This is a genomic window from Pedobacter nyackensis (genome assembly GCF_900176505.1).
Taxonomy (GTDB): domain Bacteria; phylum Bacteroidota; class Bacteroidia; order Sphingobacteriales; family Sphingobacteriaceae; genus Pedobacter; species Pedobacter nyackensis.
The window spans coordinates 772,443-786,679 of the sequence record NZ_FWYB01000002.1 but is presented as its reverse complement, the minus strand read 5'-3'; the positions used below and the strand labels follow the sequence as shown (position 1 = coordinate 786,679).

The 14,237-nt window shown below is 39.9% G+C and carries 11 protein-coding genes; 8 read left to right on the top strand and 3 right to left on the bottom strand.

What is annotated here, in order from left to right:
- Positions 1-5: 5 nt before the first annotated feature.
- Complete coding sequence (locus B9A18_RS07625) at positions 6-1,229, bottom strand: HD domain-containing protein (protein WP_084288642.1); 1,224 nt, start codon at positions 1,227-1,229, stop codon at positions 6-8.
- A gap of 105 nt (positions 1,230-1,334) precedes the next feature.
- On the opposite strand from B9A18_RS07625, the gene porX reads away from it, so the two are divergent.
- The 3 genes from porX (at position 1,335) to B9A18_RS07610 (ending at position 4,646) form a co-directional block, all read left to right on the top strand.
- A complete protein-coding gene (porX, locus tag B9A18_RS07620; protein ID WP_084288793.1) occupies positions 1,335-2,888 on the top strand; it encodes a T9SS response regulator signal transducer PorX in 1,554 nt (517 codons plus the stop codon).
- Between the two features lie 52 nt (positions 2,889-2,940).
- Positions 2,941-3,357, top strand: coding sequence for a tRNA (adenosine(37)-N6)-threonylcarbamoyltransferase complex ATPase subunit type 1 TsaE (tsaE, locus tag B9A18_RS07615; protein ID WP_084288641.1), 417 nt, complete (start codon positions 2,941-2,943; stop codon positions 3,355-3,357).
- Positions 3,358-3,419: 62 nt separating this feature from the next.
- Complete coding sequence (locus B9A18_RS07610; protein WP_084288640.1) at positions 3,420-4,646, top strand: alanine dehydrogenase; 1,227 nt, start codon at positions 3,420-3,422, stop codon at positions 4,644-4,646.
- Between the two features lie 8 nt (positions 4,647-4,654).
- Here the strand turns inward: B9A18_RS07610 and B9A18_RS07605 are convergent, their stop codons facing one another.
- Positions 4,655-6,007: a D-alanyl-D-alanine carboxypeptidase/D-alanyl-D-alanine-endopeptidase gene (locus B9A18_RS07605; RefSeq protein ID WP_084288639.1), complete on the bottom strand. Its 1,353-nt coding sequence runs from the start codon at positions 6,005-6,007 to the stop codon at positions 4,655-4,657.
- A gap of 40 nt (positions 6,008-6,047) precedes the next feature.
- Here B9A18_RS07605 and B9A18_RS07600 point away from each other — a divergent pair, with 40 nt between their 5' ends.
- The 3 genes from B9A18_RS07600 to B9A18_RS07590 all read left to right on the top strand — a co-directional run bounded on the left by B9A18_RS07600 (position 6,048) and on the right by B9A18_RS07590 (position 8,568).
- The gene (locus tag B9A18_RS07600) at positions 6,048-7,292 is read left to right on the top strand and encodes an aspartyl protease family protein (RefSeq protein WP_235005260.1); all 1,245 of its coding nucleotides are present in this window, start codon (positions 6,048-6,050) and stop codon (positions 7,290-7,292) included.
- Positions 7,293-7,338: 46 nt separating this feature from the next.
- Positions 7,339-8,280: a hypothetical protein gene (locus B9A18_RS07595; protein ID WP_084288637.1), complete on the top strand. Its 942-nt coding sequence runs from the start codon at positions 7,339-7,341 to the stop codon at positions 8,278-8,280.
- A gap of 96 nt (positions 8,281-8,376) precedes the next feature.
- Positions 8,377-8,568: a cold-shock protein gene (locus B9A18_RS07590; protein WP_008241764.1), complete on the top strand. Its 192-nt coding sequence runs from the start codon at positions 8,377-8,379 to the stop codon at positions 8,566-8,568.
- An 86-nt stretch (positions 8,569-8,654) separates the two neighbouring features.
- Here B9A18_RS07590 and B9A18_RS07585 read toward each other — a convergent pair whose 3' ends face one another.
- Complete coding sequence (locus tag B9A18_RS07585) at positions 8,655-9,446, bottom strand: glycerophosphodiester phosphodiesterase (RefSeq protein ID WP_084288636.1); 792 nt, start codon at positions 9,444-9,446, stop codon at positions 8,655-8,657.
- A 147-nt stretch (positions 9,447-9,593) separates the two neighbouring features.
- Here B9A18_RS07585 and B9A18_RS07580 point away from each other — a divergent pair, with 147 nt between their 5' ends.
- Both B9A18_RS07580 and ybeY read left to right on the top strand, forming a co-directional pair.
- A complete protein-coding gene (locus B9A18_RS07580) occupies positions 9,594-12,908 on the top strand; it encodes a DUF4175 family protein (RefSeq protein WP_084288635.1) in 3,315 nt (1,104 codons plus the stop codon).
- A gap of 10 nt (positions 12,909-12,918) precedes the next feature.
- A complete protein-coding gene (ybeY, locus tag B9A18_RS07575) occupies positions 12,919-13,353 on the top strand; it encodes an rRNA maturation RNase YbeY (protein ID WP_084288634.1) in 435 nt (144 codons plus the stop codon).
- Positions 13,354-14,237: the final 884 nt, after the last annotated feature.

Sequence of the window (14,237 nt, the reverse complement as noted above, 5' to 3'; positions counted from 1 at the left end):
ATTCGCTAATTAATTCGTGGATAGCACAGTATGTGCTTTTTTACCGTTCGATCTAAAGATTCTAAGTTAGATAAATCAGATGCTTTTGCAATGTCAATAATTGTATTGTTTTTCAACAAAATATTGATATTCCCGCTCCCGGCATTGTATGCCCTGTTCCTGATCATATCCGTAAAAACAAAATAACAAACCTCTGTCTCACTTACATTTAGAAAAGCTGCAGTCTTCACACGAAGCTGTTCAACCCGCGCAGCATCTGGTACATCATTACTGATTTCCACCTTATAAAGATTCCGCTGCGTAAGCATCCCGCAAAGCGCTGATAATATCCTGTCAGAATGCTCAACCCAGACCTTTACCGAAGCAAAAATATCCTGGTCGTCCAGCTTCGAAAATTGCAACAAGTGCTCATCTGAAGAAAAGAATTCAGGCTCAGTAATGTCATTTTTTAAAAAATGTTGCAAGGCCGGGGTAGCAAATAACATTTCGCCATTAGTAGCCAGATATTTTGCCCGTTCCAAAATCTTCACCAGCAACATTTCTCCGGCGATCACTGCTTTATGCAAATAAACCTGCCAATACATCAGTCGCCTGGCAATCAGAAATTTCTCTATGGAATAGATCCCTTTCTCTTCAATTACCAATTGATTATCCAGCACATTGAACATCTTGATAATCCTGTCGAAACTGATTACGCCCTCGCTCACACCAGTAAAAAAACTGTCGCGGTTTAAATAATCCATCCTGTCCAGATCCAGCTGACTCGAGACCAGCTGAGGAAGAAATGTCTTCGCATAATCCCCCTTAAAGATCTTGATTGCCAACGCTAACCTCCCTCCAAACTCCACATTCAACCGCTCCATCATCAGCAAGGAAATATCCTCATGTTTAATCCCGTTCACCAAAGTATGCTCCAATGCATGAGAAAATGGCCCATGTCCTATATCGTGTAGCAAAATGGCAATCGTAGCCGCTTCTTCTTCCTCCGCAGTTATCTCATGTCCCTTGCTTCTCAGCACCTCAATCGCCAAACTCATCAGATGCATAGCACCCAAAGCATGGTGAAAACGCGTATGCAAAGCCCCCGGATATACCAAATGGGTCATACCCAATTGCTTGATATACCTTAGCCTTTGAAAATACGGATGTGAGATCAGGTCAAATACGATTTCAGAAGGAATATTTATGAAGCCATATACCGGATCATTTATGATTTTCTTTTTGTTCAATCCTTAAAAATAAATTATACGGTACAAAAATTGCTATTTTTATCCATAACTTAAGAAAGAGATAGCTCTTTTAGGGGATTATTTTTACATTATACACATATAATGATGCAAGAGACTAAAATTCTATGGGCTGATGATGAAATCAACCTGTTAAAACCTCATATATTACTACTTAACGAAAAAGGATATCATGTAACCACTTACACAAATGGTAATGATGCCCTTGAAGCATTTGGAAAAGAGCACTTTGACCTGGTTTTTTTAGACGAAAACATGCCTGGAATGAGCGGCCTGGAAACCCTTACCGCCATAAAAAACATCAGAAATGATGTTCCTGTAGTCCTGATCACCAAAAGTGAAGAGGAAAATCTGATGGAAGATGCTATCGGATCTAAAATTGACGATTACCTGATTAAGCCGGTGAACCCTAAACAGGTATTACTGACCATTAAAAAGATCATCGACAACAAACGGCTGGTGAGTGAAAAAACTTCTATGGCGTACCAGCAGGATTTTAGGCGCCTGGGTATGACGCTAAATGACAAGCTGAGTTATGATGAATGGGTAGAGGTTTATAAAAAACTGGTCTTCTGGGAGCTAGAGCTCGAAAAACTAGATGATCCACAGATGCATGAAATTCTGACCATGCAAAAATCGGAAGCTAATATGCAGTTCTCGAAATTTATCGAAGACCATTATCTGGGTTGGGTAAACGGTAAAGATAAAGCTCCATTGCTTTCCAACGAACTGCTTAAAAAGAAGGTTTTTCCTTTAATCAACACCACAACACCAGTTTTCTTTATCCTGATTGATAATCTGCGTTATGATCAATGGCGTATTATTAATCCCCTGATTACCGAATATTTCAGAATGGACGAGGAAGATACTTACTCAAGTATTTTACCTACTGCAACCCAATATGCACGGAACTCTATATTTTCGGGCTTAATGCCTTTAGAAATGGAAAAACGCTTTCCGGGATTATGGCAGAATGATGATGATGAAGGCGGAAAAAACATGCATGAAGCAGCCTTCCTTGGTGATCAGATTAAACGCAACCTACGTAAGGACTGCAAGTTCAGCTACAATAAAATCCTAACCTATGATGATGGAAAGGCTTTAAATGAGCAGATCAATAACTTAATGCAAAACGAATTCAACGCCATTGTTTACAACTTCGTCGACATGTTATCTCACGCCCGTACGGATATGCAGATGATCAGAGAGCTGGCCAATGACGACGCAGCTTACCGCTCTTTAACCTTGTCGTGGTTTGAACACTCCCCATTAATGGAGCTGCTTAAAAAGATCTCTCAGAAAAAAGTAAAACTGGTTATCACTACCGATCATGGTACCATAAGAGTAAAACATCCGAGCAAGGTAATTGGCGATAGAAACACCAATACGAATCTGCGTTACAAACAAGGCAGAAACCTGAATTTTAATGCAAAAGAAGTGTTTCTGATTAAAAACCCGCATGAGGCACAGTTGCCTAAAATCAACATCAGTTCTAATTATATATTTGCTAAAGAAGACCGGTATTTCGTTTACCAGAACAACTATAACCAGTTTGTAAACTATTACAACGAAACCTTTCAGCATGGCGGGATTTCACTGGAGGAAATGATCATCCCCATCGCAACTTACAGTTCCAGATAAAGTATTCTTTGCTAAATGAATTCTTTAAATTTGTACAGATTTAATTTTGATGATGAAACTTGAGGTTAATGGATTAGCAGGCCTTGATCAGGCTGCTCAAGCTATTTTAGCACATGCTCAGCAAGAGCGTATTTTTATTTTTGAGGGTGAAATGGGCGCAGGAAAAACTACCCTGATCAAAGCCCTTGCGAAGGCAATGGGCGTAACAGAAGTGGTTACCAGTCCAACATTTTCAATTGTAAACGAGTACGACGCCAGTGGCGAAGTCATTTATCATTTTGATTTTTACAGGATAAAGAACCTGCAGGAGGCCTATGATATTGGCTATGAAGAATATTTTTACTCCGGGAATACCTGCTTTATAGAGTGGCCGGAAAAAGTTGAATCGCTTTTACCGGAGCATTATCTCAAAATAGAAATCACTGCGCCGAATGAAAGTGACCGATTATTGTCAATTTCTAAAATTTAAAGAACCAAACATGCTTTATATCAGCTATTTTGCTTAAATTCAATCCAAATCAATAATTAACAATGGCTACAGGATTACGCGAAGGTATGGCCTCCATTGCTCAGAAAGGGTTAATACAACCTAAGGAGGCGCTGTCAGAAATAAATAAAAAGAACAACAGCTTATACATTGGCATCCCGAAAGAAATCTCTTTTCAGGAAAACAGAATTGCATTAACACCGCTTTCTGTTGCGCTGCTGGTTCACAACGGACATAAGGTGATTATTGAAGCCGGAGCCGGAGTAGCTGCAAATTTCTGTGACAATGACTATAGTGAGCAGGGCGCAAGGATTACCTTCAACAAAAAGGAGGTCTTCGAAGCCGATATCATTGTAAAAATAGCGCCACCTACCATCGAAGAAATAGCTTTGATGCACAAAGGGCAGACCTTAATCTCTGCCCTGCAAATGGGGGAACTGAAGGTATCCTACCTCAAGGCGTTACTCAATAAAAAAATCAACGCCATTTGTTTTGAAAACATCAGAGATGAAGGAAATATTTTAAGCGTAGTTCGATCCATGAGTGAGATTGTTGGGTCAACCTCTATTTTGATTGCCGCAGAGTACCTGAGCAATGTAACCGGAGGAAAAGGACTGATGCTGGGCGGTTTTACAGGCGTCCCGCCAACAGAGATTGTAATACTTGGCGCAGGAACTGTGGGCGAATATGCCGCCCGTACAGCCATTTCCCTTGGCGCAGAGGTAAAGGTGTTCGACAGCTCACTTTATCGCCTCAGACGCCTTCAAAACAACCTTGGAACCCGCGTATTTACCTCAGTAATGCAACCGATAGTGCTGGAAAAAGCAATCATCACCTGCGACGTTGTAATCGGAGCCATCAGGGCCCTGCATGGCAGAAGCCCTTGCATTGTCATGGAAGAGACAGTGGCCAGAATGAAACCAAATTCGGTCGTGATAGATGTAAGTATCGACCAGGGCGGTTGTTTTGAAACATCAAAAGTAACCAACCATAAAGATCCGGTATTCAGAAAACATGATGTGATCCATTACTGTGTGCCAAATATTGCTTCCCGGGTGCCTAGAACGGCCTCTTATGCCTTGACCAATATCTTCACTCCAATTTTAGTGGATATAGGTGATATGGGCGGCCTGATGAATGTAGTATGGAGTAAACCAGGCATCAGAGAAGCCCTGTATATCTATCAGGGACACTTAACCAGTAAAGACCTTGCCGCCATGTTTAATCTGCCTTTTAAGGACATCGAACTACTTGTAGCAGCCAATCAATAAGGATTGTTTTAAAAATTGTCATGTATATGCGTCATAATGCGCACCATCTCCTTTCGTACCTCCGCTGTTGGAGTGACAAAGTTGTTATTCATGAAAGAAAAAATAAAGGTCTTTCCCTTTTTTGTAAGCACATAACCACTTTGGTTATGAACCCCCGAGAGGGTCCCGGTTTTACCAAAAACAAAAGGTTCATTCGTTTTAGGATAAGCATTTCTAAGTGTACCACTCTTGCCTCCTGCTGGCAGCATATTGAATAACCTTTTGGGATTATTTACGGTTCTATAAATCATTTCCAGTAGCCTAACCATATCCCTGGGCGTAAACAAATTGTATCTCGAAAGCCCTGAACCATCAGCCCATTTGGGTTTATCAGGTAATTCCGACAAATAATTCTTCTCAATATAAGCGATAGCCTTGCCAGTATTCAATTCCTCACCAAGCTGATTGGCATAAACCAGCAAGAGCTGCTCGGCAATAAAGTTATCACTTGGCAGCAGCATTTCCTTCAGCACCGAATCCGTTTTTAAATTATATATCGTTTTTGCATCAGCAGGCATTTTTAGCTGAATTACCGAAACCAGCTTGTGGAGCGTATCTGAAAGCAGACTAAGCGTTACAGGAAGACTTACTTTATACGGAATCTGCTGGCTATAATTTACTGGAAAAGGGACATTTGGATATTTAAATTGATTGCTCCCAAAATCTCGCTTAACGCTAAAAGCCTTGTGATTAGATAGCGAATCGGTGCCAAAACAGTCACTAAAATTCCCTGGCATAACAACCAGCTTACCATCTTTAGTCCTAACATCTACCAGATTATCCATTATCGGCAACTCATTGATCTCAGCCTGATAATAATCATTGTAATCATCCCATTGCCAACCGCTCCCATAAAAATCTCCGGTGTACCTTCCGGGTGCGTAAAACAGCTTTTTATGCGTTGATCTTAAAAAATCAGCGGCCTTGGTGCCTTTTAGTTTACTTTGCAAAAAAGAAGGATCACCAGTACCCCAAAAGATCAGCGAGTCGCCCCTTTCTACATACCTAAGCGAAGGAATCGAGTCTGGAATCATTTTTAAGCCCGCGTAAAAGGTAAAAAGCTTGGTATTTGAAGCAGGTGTAAAATATTGGTCTGCATGCCGCTCAAACAGCATGCGTTTAGTTTCTAAATCATATAAAGCAAAACCCGCATAATATTGTTTTAATACCGGAGAACGGGTAAAAACCCTTTTTACATTCCTCGAGATTCTCTGTTCTGTTGAGCACCCTGCTAAAATGGTCAAAACCAGCAATGCAGAAGGCAAATAGAATTTTAAATGATTTAGATTAAACGCAATACTTTTACATGAAGATCTTAGCATACTGTCACTAATTTATTAATTTAGTTTAATGAAATTGTTAATGAGCAAGATTAATTTCAGGGCATCCGTCACCTACCTCATTATCCTGGTGATTTATACTTGTGCCACCCTCAGCGCTCAGGCGCAACATTTCTATTTTACAGGGAACAAAAGCAAGGATGCCATTGGATTTGACCTTGTTAAAAACCTGATCATCGTCCCCCTTTATCTGAACGGAAAAGGACCCTTCAATTTTATTTTAGATACCGGTGTTGGCCCTTTAATCATTACAGATGCGGCTTTAATTGACAGCGTTGGGATTAATATAGCCAGATCTATAAAAATATCCGGCCTGGGAAAAGGTGATGAAATCGATGCTTTTCTGTCTAACGATCTATCTGCAAAAATTGGGGATGCTCATATAGATCATATCCCCACAGCAATATTAAAAAACGACATTTTTGGTTTATCCAACTACCTGGGTACAAGGATTTATGGGCTACTGGGCTATTACTTTTTTAATAGCTTTATCGTGGAAGTAAAGTATTCGACCAAAAGACTCCTGTTCAGTGATCCCGGGGCAAAAATTAAAATCAAGGGAGAAGGCATCCCCATTGTGATAGATTCTTATAAGCCCTACATCAAGATTAATATTGAGAGCCCTGAACATGGCAAACTCGATCTCAAAACATTGGTAGATAACGGAGCCAGTCACGCTCTTTCTTTAGAACGGTTAAATGAGCAACCCTTTCCGGTTCCTGCCAATACCATCCCCGGAAACCTGGGGGTGGGCATGAGTGGACCAATAGATGGGAATATCGGCCGTGTTTCCCTTTTGAAAATAGGTGATTATACCCTGAAAAATGTGCTCGTCTCCTATCCCAAATATGATGATGTTGCTGCTAAAATTTTGCTTAAAAACCGGAATGGGAACCTGGGTGCGGATGTGCTGAGCCGATTTAACATCGTATTTGATTACTCCAGGAATTTCATGTACCTGAAAAGAAACAGCCAGTTTAATCGTCCCTTCGACCACGATATGTCTGGAATAGAACTGTATGCGGATGACGATGGAAAAACAAATCGTTACTTAGTAAGCCGGATTGAGCCTGGTTCTCCTGCTCAACAGGCTGATATTCAGGTAGACGACGAGATCCTTTTAATTAATTTCGTACCGGTATCTAGCTATAAATTAAACGAGCTCAACAACCTGCTCAAATCTGTGGATGGCAAAACGATCATTTTGTATTTACAAAGAAATAAAGAGCAGCTAGTTAAGGTCTTTAAGCTCAAACGAAGAATATAAATGATTCTTATAACTTTGCTTCTTTAAAAGAAGCCTTAACCATTACATGACGAAATCCTGTATTTTAAACACACTAGCAGGCCTGGCGCTACTGATTAGCAGCTGTAATAGCACCTCTAAAGACAGTCCCAAAAAAGTTGCAGGCAAACTGTCCTTTGATTCAATTATAGGTATAAAATATTACGAGGTAAAACGCCGTTTCAGTACCGGACTTTCCTTTAATGAGCTGGGCTTTCAACAAGAGCCAACCTGGATCATTCAGTTTAAATCGCAAGACACTATACTGGCCTATAGCCCCCAAAAGAAAAGGATGCAAAGCTTCTTCCTTCATTACGATCATGGTGAAGTGTACAATTTTGCCAAAGAGTGGTTTAAAATAAAGAAGATCAGCAAAGACAGCATGGTGTTTCAGCGGCTTCATTTAAAAGGGAAAGAGATCTCGAAGGACATCCGTTCAGACGTAAATATTACCTGGTACGCAGAAGATTACATCAAGAAGGTGCTTAAAACGACCCCAGCAGCGTTACAACGCCCCACAAAAGCCGACACGCTATATATCCGTAAACTAGCAGAAAAATCGAATAGAAACCCTGATAACCGCGACAGCGCCTTTGCCGGTCGCCAACCGGTTGAGTTCAGACCGCTAAGCAAGATGATCAAGGTAAAGAAAATCAGCACGGTTGATAAGCTAAATGGCAGAACAGAATCCTATGATTATCTATTCCCACGTTACCGCATGGACATTGTAAAAGCCTATGATGATTTTGGCTATGAATTCTCCGCCGTTGTTGATGAAAAGGGCAAAATACACCTGGGTTCATTCCGTGTAGATTTCCCTGAAAATTATGAACCAAGGAAGAAAACATTGGAGGCAATAATCGATGTATACCTCCAAAATCTTTTACAGGTTATTCCCGGTAAAACGCTAGGAATTCCGCACTCCAGCGAAATTAATATCATCGTTGCAGGCCGAAAAAACGGCGAATAAGGGGGCTTTTATTTTATATTTATCAAAAAATGAAGCGTTTGTATATTATTAAAAATAATATGTACCTTGCACACTTAATTTTTAATAAATAATACAATGCAAGAAGGAACAGTAAAATTTTTTAATGTAACTAAAGGTTTCGGATTTATTATCCCTGCAAACGGAGATAGCGAAATCTTTGTACATTCAACAGGCCTTATCGACGAAATTCGTGAAAACGATAAAGTTGAGTACGACGTAGAAAGCGGCAAAAAAGGGTTGAATGCGATTAATGTTAAAGTAATCTAGATTATTAAAAACATAAATTGTACAGCATCGCGGATAACCCGCGATGCTTTTTTGTTTTAAAGGGCTTTATAACCCGTTTCTAGGGATTATTTTCTGTTCTTGATTAGTTCCAGCAGCATTTCCGGCTCATTAGTAGTGATGAACTCTACTTTATTGTCTAACAACCAATTCATTTCAGGCGCTGTATTTACGGTCCAGGCGTTAATAGTCAGCCCCAGCTCTTTTGCCTTGGCAAACCATTCACCTTTTTGGTAAACGCCATACTGATAATCTGCTCCGCTCATTTTTGCTGCTTTAAGCTCTTCTAGAGACTTTTCGCCTTTCAGATACGCAATGTGAGCTTGTGGTGCAATTTCGGCCAGTTTCTGCATTACATCCCAGCTAAAGCTAATGTAATCCACCCAGGTTTCTGCTTTCAGCTTTTTTACCAGATTAACACAGGCTTCCGCAATGGCGATATCTCCAGCTCTTCCTTTCTTAGTCGGCTTGATCTCGAAAACCAGACGTGTGGCTTTTTGCTTGATCCCTTCTTTGATATAAGCTTCTGCAGTTGGGATGGACTCCCCATTACTTAATTTTTTTTGAAGGAGTTCTGCATAAGTGGATTGTTCAATATGCAGACCCTGGTAATCAGCGTCATGGTTTACCACAAGCACATTATCTTTAGTCATGTGGACATCAAATTCCGAACCATGGCAGCCAATTCGTATCGCCTCTTTTAACGATGCAATAGAATTCTCTGGAAGCTGATTTGTTTTCCATGCACCTCGATGTGCTATCACAACATTTTTATTCCATGTTTTAATGACTTTCTTTTGCGCAAATACGCCACCTAATGTCGTGACCATAAGGATAATGATTAAAGATGAATGTTTCATTTTTGTGTTTTTTTTTACTAAAATATCATTTAAAAAATAATATCTCCGCCTTCTTAAAGTTAATTAATTGTGACTACTTAAATAAAACCAATATTAATATCTCTATTTTTATAAAAAACTGCCCTGATTTTTTTGATCAACCAGCAAATGAAAAGTAATTATGATCTTTTAATTTTCAAGATTAATGAGTTTACACGAAAGTTTTACCTCAACAAACTTTTGCGCGGTAGCATCTATGCCGCTACTTTGCTACTAGCTTTATATCTATTTTTGTTTGTTCTGATCTATTACACCCACCCGGGCACCACGACCAAAACTCTACTTTTTTTTGGCTATCTGCTGGTCGCCCTTTCAGCGCTATCGATACTGGTCATTAAACCGGCTTTAGCCTACTTCAGGCTAGCCAGGAATTTAAGTACAGAGCAGGCTTCGGCAATCATTGGCGATCATTTTTTTAGCGTTAAAGACAAATTACTCAATACCCTTCAACTTAAGACAATGGCTGATGAATCACCCGCGAACAGTCAGTTGATAATGGCCGGGATAGATCAGAAAATCGCAGAACTAAGCCCCATTCCTTTTTCGAGTGCAATTAAACTCGGAGAAAACAAAAAATACATCAAATATTTTGTTGCTCCGGCTAGTATTATTCTACTCATTGCCATCATCTCCCCAGCCATTTTAAGAGAAGGAACGAACAGTTTTGTACACTACAACAAACAAATATTACCCAAAGCTCCATTCGAATTTCAGCTACTCAGCACCAGGCTTGTCGTAGCGCAGGGCGATGATCTTCCCATTAAGCTGAAACTTACAGGGAATGAAATTCCTCAGGAGGTCTATGTTTCTGATGGCACCAACACTTATAAACTCGAAAAAGAAAGCAATACCCGGTTTAGCTATACTTTTAAAAACCTCCAAAAGAGCCAGGAAATGACGTTCTCTGCAGGTGGTTTTAATTCTATGGCTTACGTGATTGATGTAAAGCCACGCCCTTCTGTAATCAACGTAACAGCGACCCTACGCTATCCTGCGTATTTAAATAACAGGGAAGAAACCATTAAAAATGCGGGCGATCTCTTATTACCGGAGGGCACCCATGTAACCTGGCTACTAGAAACCATAAACAGCGACAAACTTACCTTCGCCATCGGCAATAAGCAGCAGGTATTATCCGCTTTAAACAATAGCTTCACCTATAGCAGCACCATTCGCGAAAATTCCAGTTACAGTGTCGTGCCTAAAAATAACTTCATCAGTAGCAAGGATTCACTAAGTCATCAGATCACTGTGATAAAAGATGAGTTCCCCGGTATTGCAGTAACTGAAGCGCCCGACTCCTTAAGCAGTAAAGCCCTGTATTTTTCCGGAAAAGTAACCGATGATCATGGGTTTAGCTCCCTTAAATTCAAATACCATATCAAAGAAAGGGACCAGATCAAGACTACAGTAAGCAGGAATATCCCAATCAAAAAAGGACAGCTGGAAGGTTCATTCTTTTACTTCTGGGACCTGAACGAGCCGCTTATAAAACCTGGACAAACGCTGGAGTACTATTTCGAAATCGCGGATAATGACGGCGTAAACGGACCAAAAACGACTAAGTCTGAACTTAAAGTATATGCCATACCTTCGTCACAACAGGTGGCTGAAAAAATAAATGAAAGCAGTCAGGCCCTGAAGCAAAAAATGGAGAAAGCCATTAAACTGGCCGGACAGGTAGAAAAAGACAGCAAGAAACTGGGCGAGACCTTGCTGGATAAAAAGCAGATTTCATTTGACGATAAAAAACAGATTGAGCAGCTCCTGGAAAAACAAAAACAACTGGAACAGGCTGTTAAAGAGATCAACGACCTGAATAAAAAGAATACGCTTCAAAAAGAAGAAAACAACATGCTTAAAGAAGAACTGGCAGCTAAACAAAAGCAAATAGATGATCTTTTTAACCATGTACTGGACGAAAAAACAAAGGCCTTGCTGGAGAAACTACAGAGCCTGATGGATCAGAACAATAAAGACCAGACTCAAAATGAACTATCGAAAATGCAGATGGATAATAAATCGCTTAAAAACGAACTTGACCGCATTTTAGAACTCTACAAGCAATTGGAATTTGAACAGAAACTGCAGAACAATATCGATCGTTTAAATGAGCTTGCCAAGGACCAAAAGGAACTATCGAAACAAACCCTGAATAAGGATGCCCCTGTTAACGATTTAAAAAACAAACAAAAGGAACTGTCGAAAGATTTCGATGAATTGAAAAAAGAATTAAAAAATCTGGATGAAAAGAATCAGGAACTGGAGCATCCAAACGCTTTTCAAACGCCGGAGAAAGAAATGAAGGACATTGAGCAGCAACAAAAAAACAGCGAAGAGCAACTCAATAAAAATGACCGAAAAAAAGCTTCCGATAGTCAGCAAAAAGCGGCAGAGCAAATGGAGCAGCAAGCTAAAAAACTAAACGAAATGCAGCAGGAATCTGCTGAAATGGAAAACAACTTAAATGCCCAGGAATTACGCCAGCTACTGGAAAACCTGCTCAAAACCTCTTTTGATCAGGAGAAGGTAATGCTTAATCTGCGACGTCTAAACAGTAATGATCCGCAGTATACCAGCAACGTGCAAAAGCAGCGTGAAATAAAAGACAACATGAAAACCATTGCCGACAGCTTGTTTTCATTAAGTAAAAGGGTTCCACAGATTGAATCTGCGGTAAATGAAGAGATGCAGAAGATCAACTTTAACATCAATAAGAGTCTGGAAAACCTTGGCGAAAGAAATACCGCTGCTGCCAGTAAAAACCAGCAATACACCATGACCTCGGTAAACAATCTTTCTTTAATGCTGAATGAGGCTTTGGATCAATTGCAAAACATGATGAAAAATAGCAAGGGCGGAGGAAAAGGTAAACAGAAACAGAGCATGAAACAGTTGCAGCAAATGCAGCAGCAACTGAACAACAATATGCAAAGGGCCCGTGATCAGATGCAAAAAAATGGCAATAAAGGAGCGGCACCTAAGGGTACAATGAGTGAAGAATTTGCCAAAATGGCCCAGCAGCAACAGATGATCAGGGAGGCGCTGCAAAAAATAAACAGAGAAGACAATAAAGACGGGAAGGGTGGATTAGGCAACCTCAACCAAATGATCGAGGATATGAAAGCCACCGAATCAGAACTGGTAAATAAACGGTTGGAACAGGAAACCATGAAGCGTCAGAAAGAGCTGCTCACAAAGCTCCTGGATGCAGAAAACGCACAACGCGAGCAGGACCAGGACAGTAAAAGGGAAAGTAAAAGTGGAAAAGATCTGCCTCCTTCTTACCAGAAAATGCTGGAAAAATTTAAGACAACAGAGAAAAATGAAACAGAATGGCTGCAGAAGTTACCGCCAAATCTGAACCATTATTACAAAAATAAAATTGCAGAATATTTTAAATTGCTAAATTCGGGGCAATAATTACCATCAGATGAGCAAAGCGAGCATTCATTTTTTTACTGAAGACACCACCTACACCCTTAAAAAGAAAACCATCATTAAAGATTGGATCAAATCTGTTATTGCGGCAGAAGGCTATGTGTTGCAGGAATTAAATTTCATCCTTTGCTCTGACGAGTATTTACTGCGTATGAACCTGGATTACCTTAATCATGACACTTATACCGATGTGATTACTTTTGATAACTCTGAGGAGCCTAAAACGATTGTGGGTGATATATTTATCAGCATAGAGCGTGTACAGGAAAACGCAAAGCAAATTAAAGTATCAACGGCTAATGAGCTCTGCCGTGTCATGATCCACGGAACGCTTCATCTACTGGGCTATTTAGATAAAACTAAAGCAGAAAAGTCGAAGATGACTGAAAAGGAAGATCATTACCTTTCACTTCTGGTTAACGCATAAAATTTAACTCCTGATTTTTGTTAATCAAAAATGGGCATCCGAATGCTGACCCAAAATTCAGCAGCCTCACCTACTATTCAATTTTTTTCTTCCCTTAGCGACCTGAATGAAAAGCTCTGCGGCAAAATATAACACTCCTGGAGAAAATAACCAATGAAAATTGCAGACTTCTTCATGATTTTGAACACCGTTAAAACGCATTTTTCGAGAAAATACAACACAACTCATTTACACTGTTTTTAGCCGTTTTAACAGGTTTTCATATCTTTATGATTAATGTATTGGACTGAGGTCTTTTTATTGCTCTAAAGCGCGCTAACGAGGTCGTTTTTCAGTCCAAATTACCTCCAAAAACAGTCAGCAAAATTTAAACGCTTTAACAATGCAACATTTTTGTTACATTAGATCTGCCGTGAATTTCCGAGTGTTCAAATCATCAAACCAATTTACCGAAAAGGGAATCCCTGCCTTTTGTCAGCCTAATTTAAAAATCGCTTTAAACCTATAGTTCCCAGCCCAGTGATTTGTTTCGTTTTTAACTTCTCTTGATCAGCAGTAAAGAAGAGATCAATCAGTGTTCGATACATACAAATTTATCTCCCGTTTATACCTCGGTTTAAACCATATGAGAACTATATCAACGACCCTGTTTGCACCCTGTTTAGACCCCGTTTACACCCTGTTTAGATATGGGCTAACCCGAACGCTGATCAGTAGCTAATCGGTGATGAATCAGAGGCTACCCAGGCACCGAAAAAACAGTATAGCTGAACACCTAATATTCGCTAGCTATTTGTCCGGTAAAATTTTATTAGATTATTTTAACACTTTTGCTCTGTACATTCAAAAGCGCCAGCTACATACCAAATAATTATTGCTTACTT

Coding starts and splice junctions, on each gene's coding strand:
- B9A18_RS07585 (WP_084288636.1), bottom strand. CDS start 9,446: ATGAAACATTCATCTTTAATCATTATCCTTATGGTCACGACATTAGGT.
- B9A18_RS07610 (WP_084288640.1), top strand. CDS start 3,420: ATGGCTACAGGATTACGCGAAGGTATGGCCTCCATTGCTCAGAAAGGG.
- ybeY (WP_084288634.1), top strand. CDS start 12,919: ATGAGCAAAGCGAGCATTCATTTTTTTACTGAAGACACCACCTACACC.
- B9A18_RS07600 (WP_235005260.1), top strand. CDS start 6,048: ATGAGCAAGATTAATTTCAGGGCATCCGTCACCTACCTCATTATCCTG.
- B9A18_RS07605 (WP_084288639.1), bottom strand. CDS start 6,007: ATGCTAAGATCTTCATGTAAAAGTATTGCGTTTAATCTAAATCATTTA.
- B9A18_RS07580 (WP_084288635.1), top strand. CDS start 9,594: ATGAAAAGTAATTATGATCTTTTAATTTTCAAGATTAATGAGTTTACA.
- B9A18_RS07595 (WP_084288637.1), top strand. CDS start 7,339: ATGACGAAATCCTGTATTTTAAACACACTAGCAGGCCTGGCGCTACTG.
- tsaE (WP_084288641.1), top strand. CDS start 2,941: ATGAAACTTGAGGTTAATGGATTAGCAGGCCTTGATCAGGCTGCTCAA.
- B9A18_RS07590 (WP_008241764.1), top strand. CDS start 8,377: ATGCAAGAAGGAACAGTAAAATTTTTTAATGTAACTAAAGGTTTCGGA.
- porX (WP_084288793.1), top strand. CDS start 1,335: ATGCAAGAGACTAAAATTCTATGGGCTGATGATGAAATCAACCTGTTA.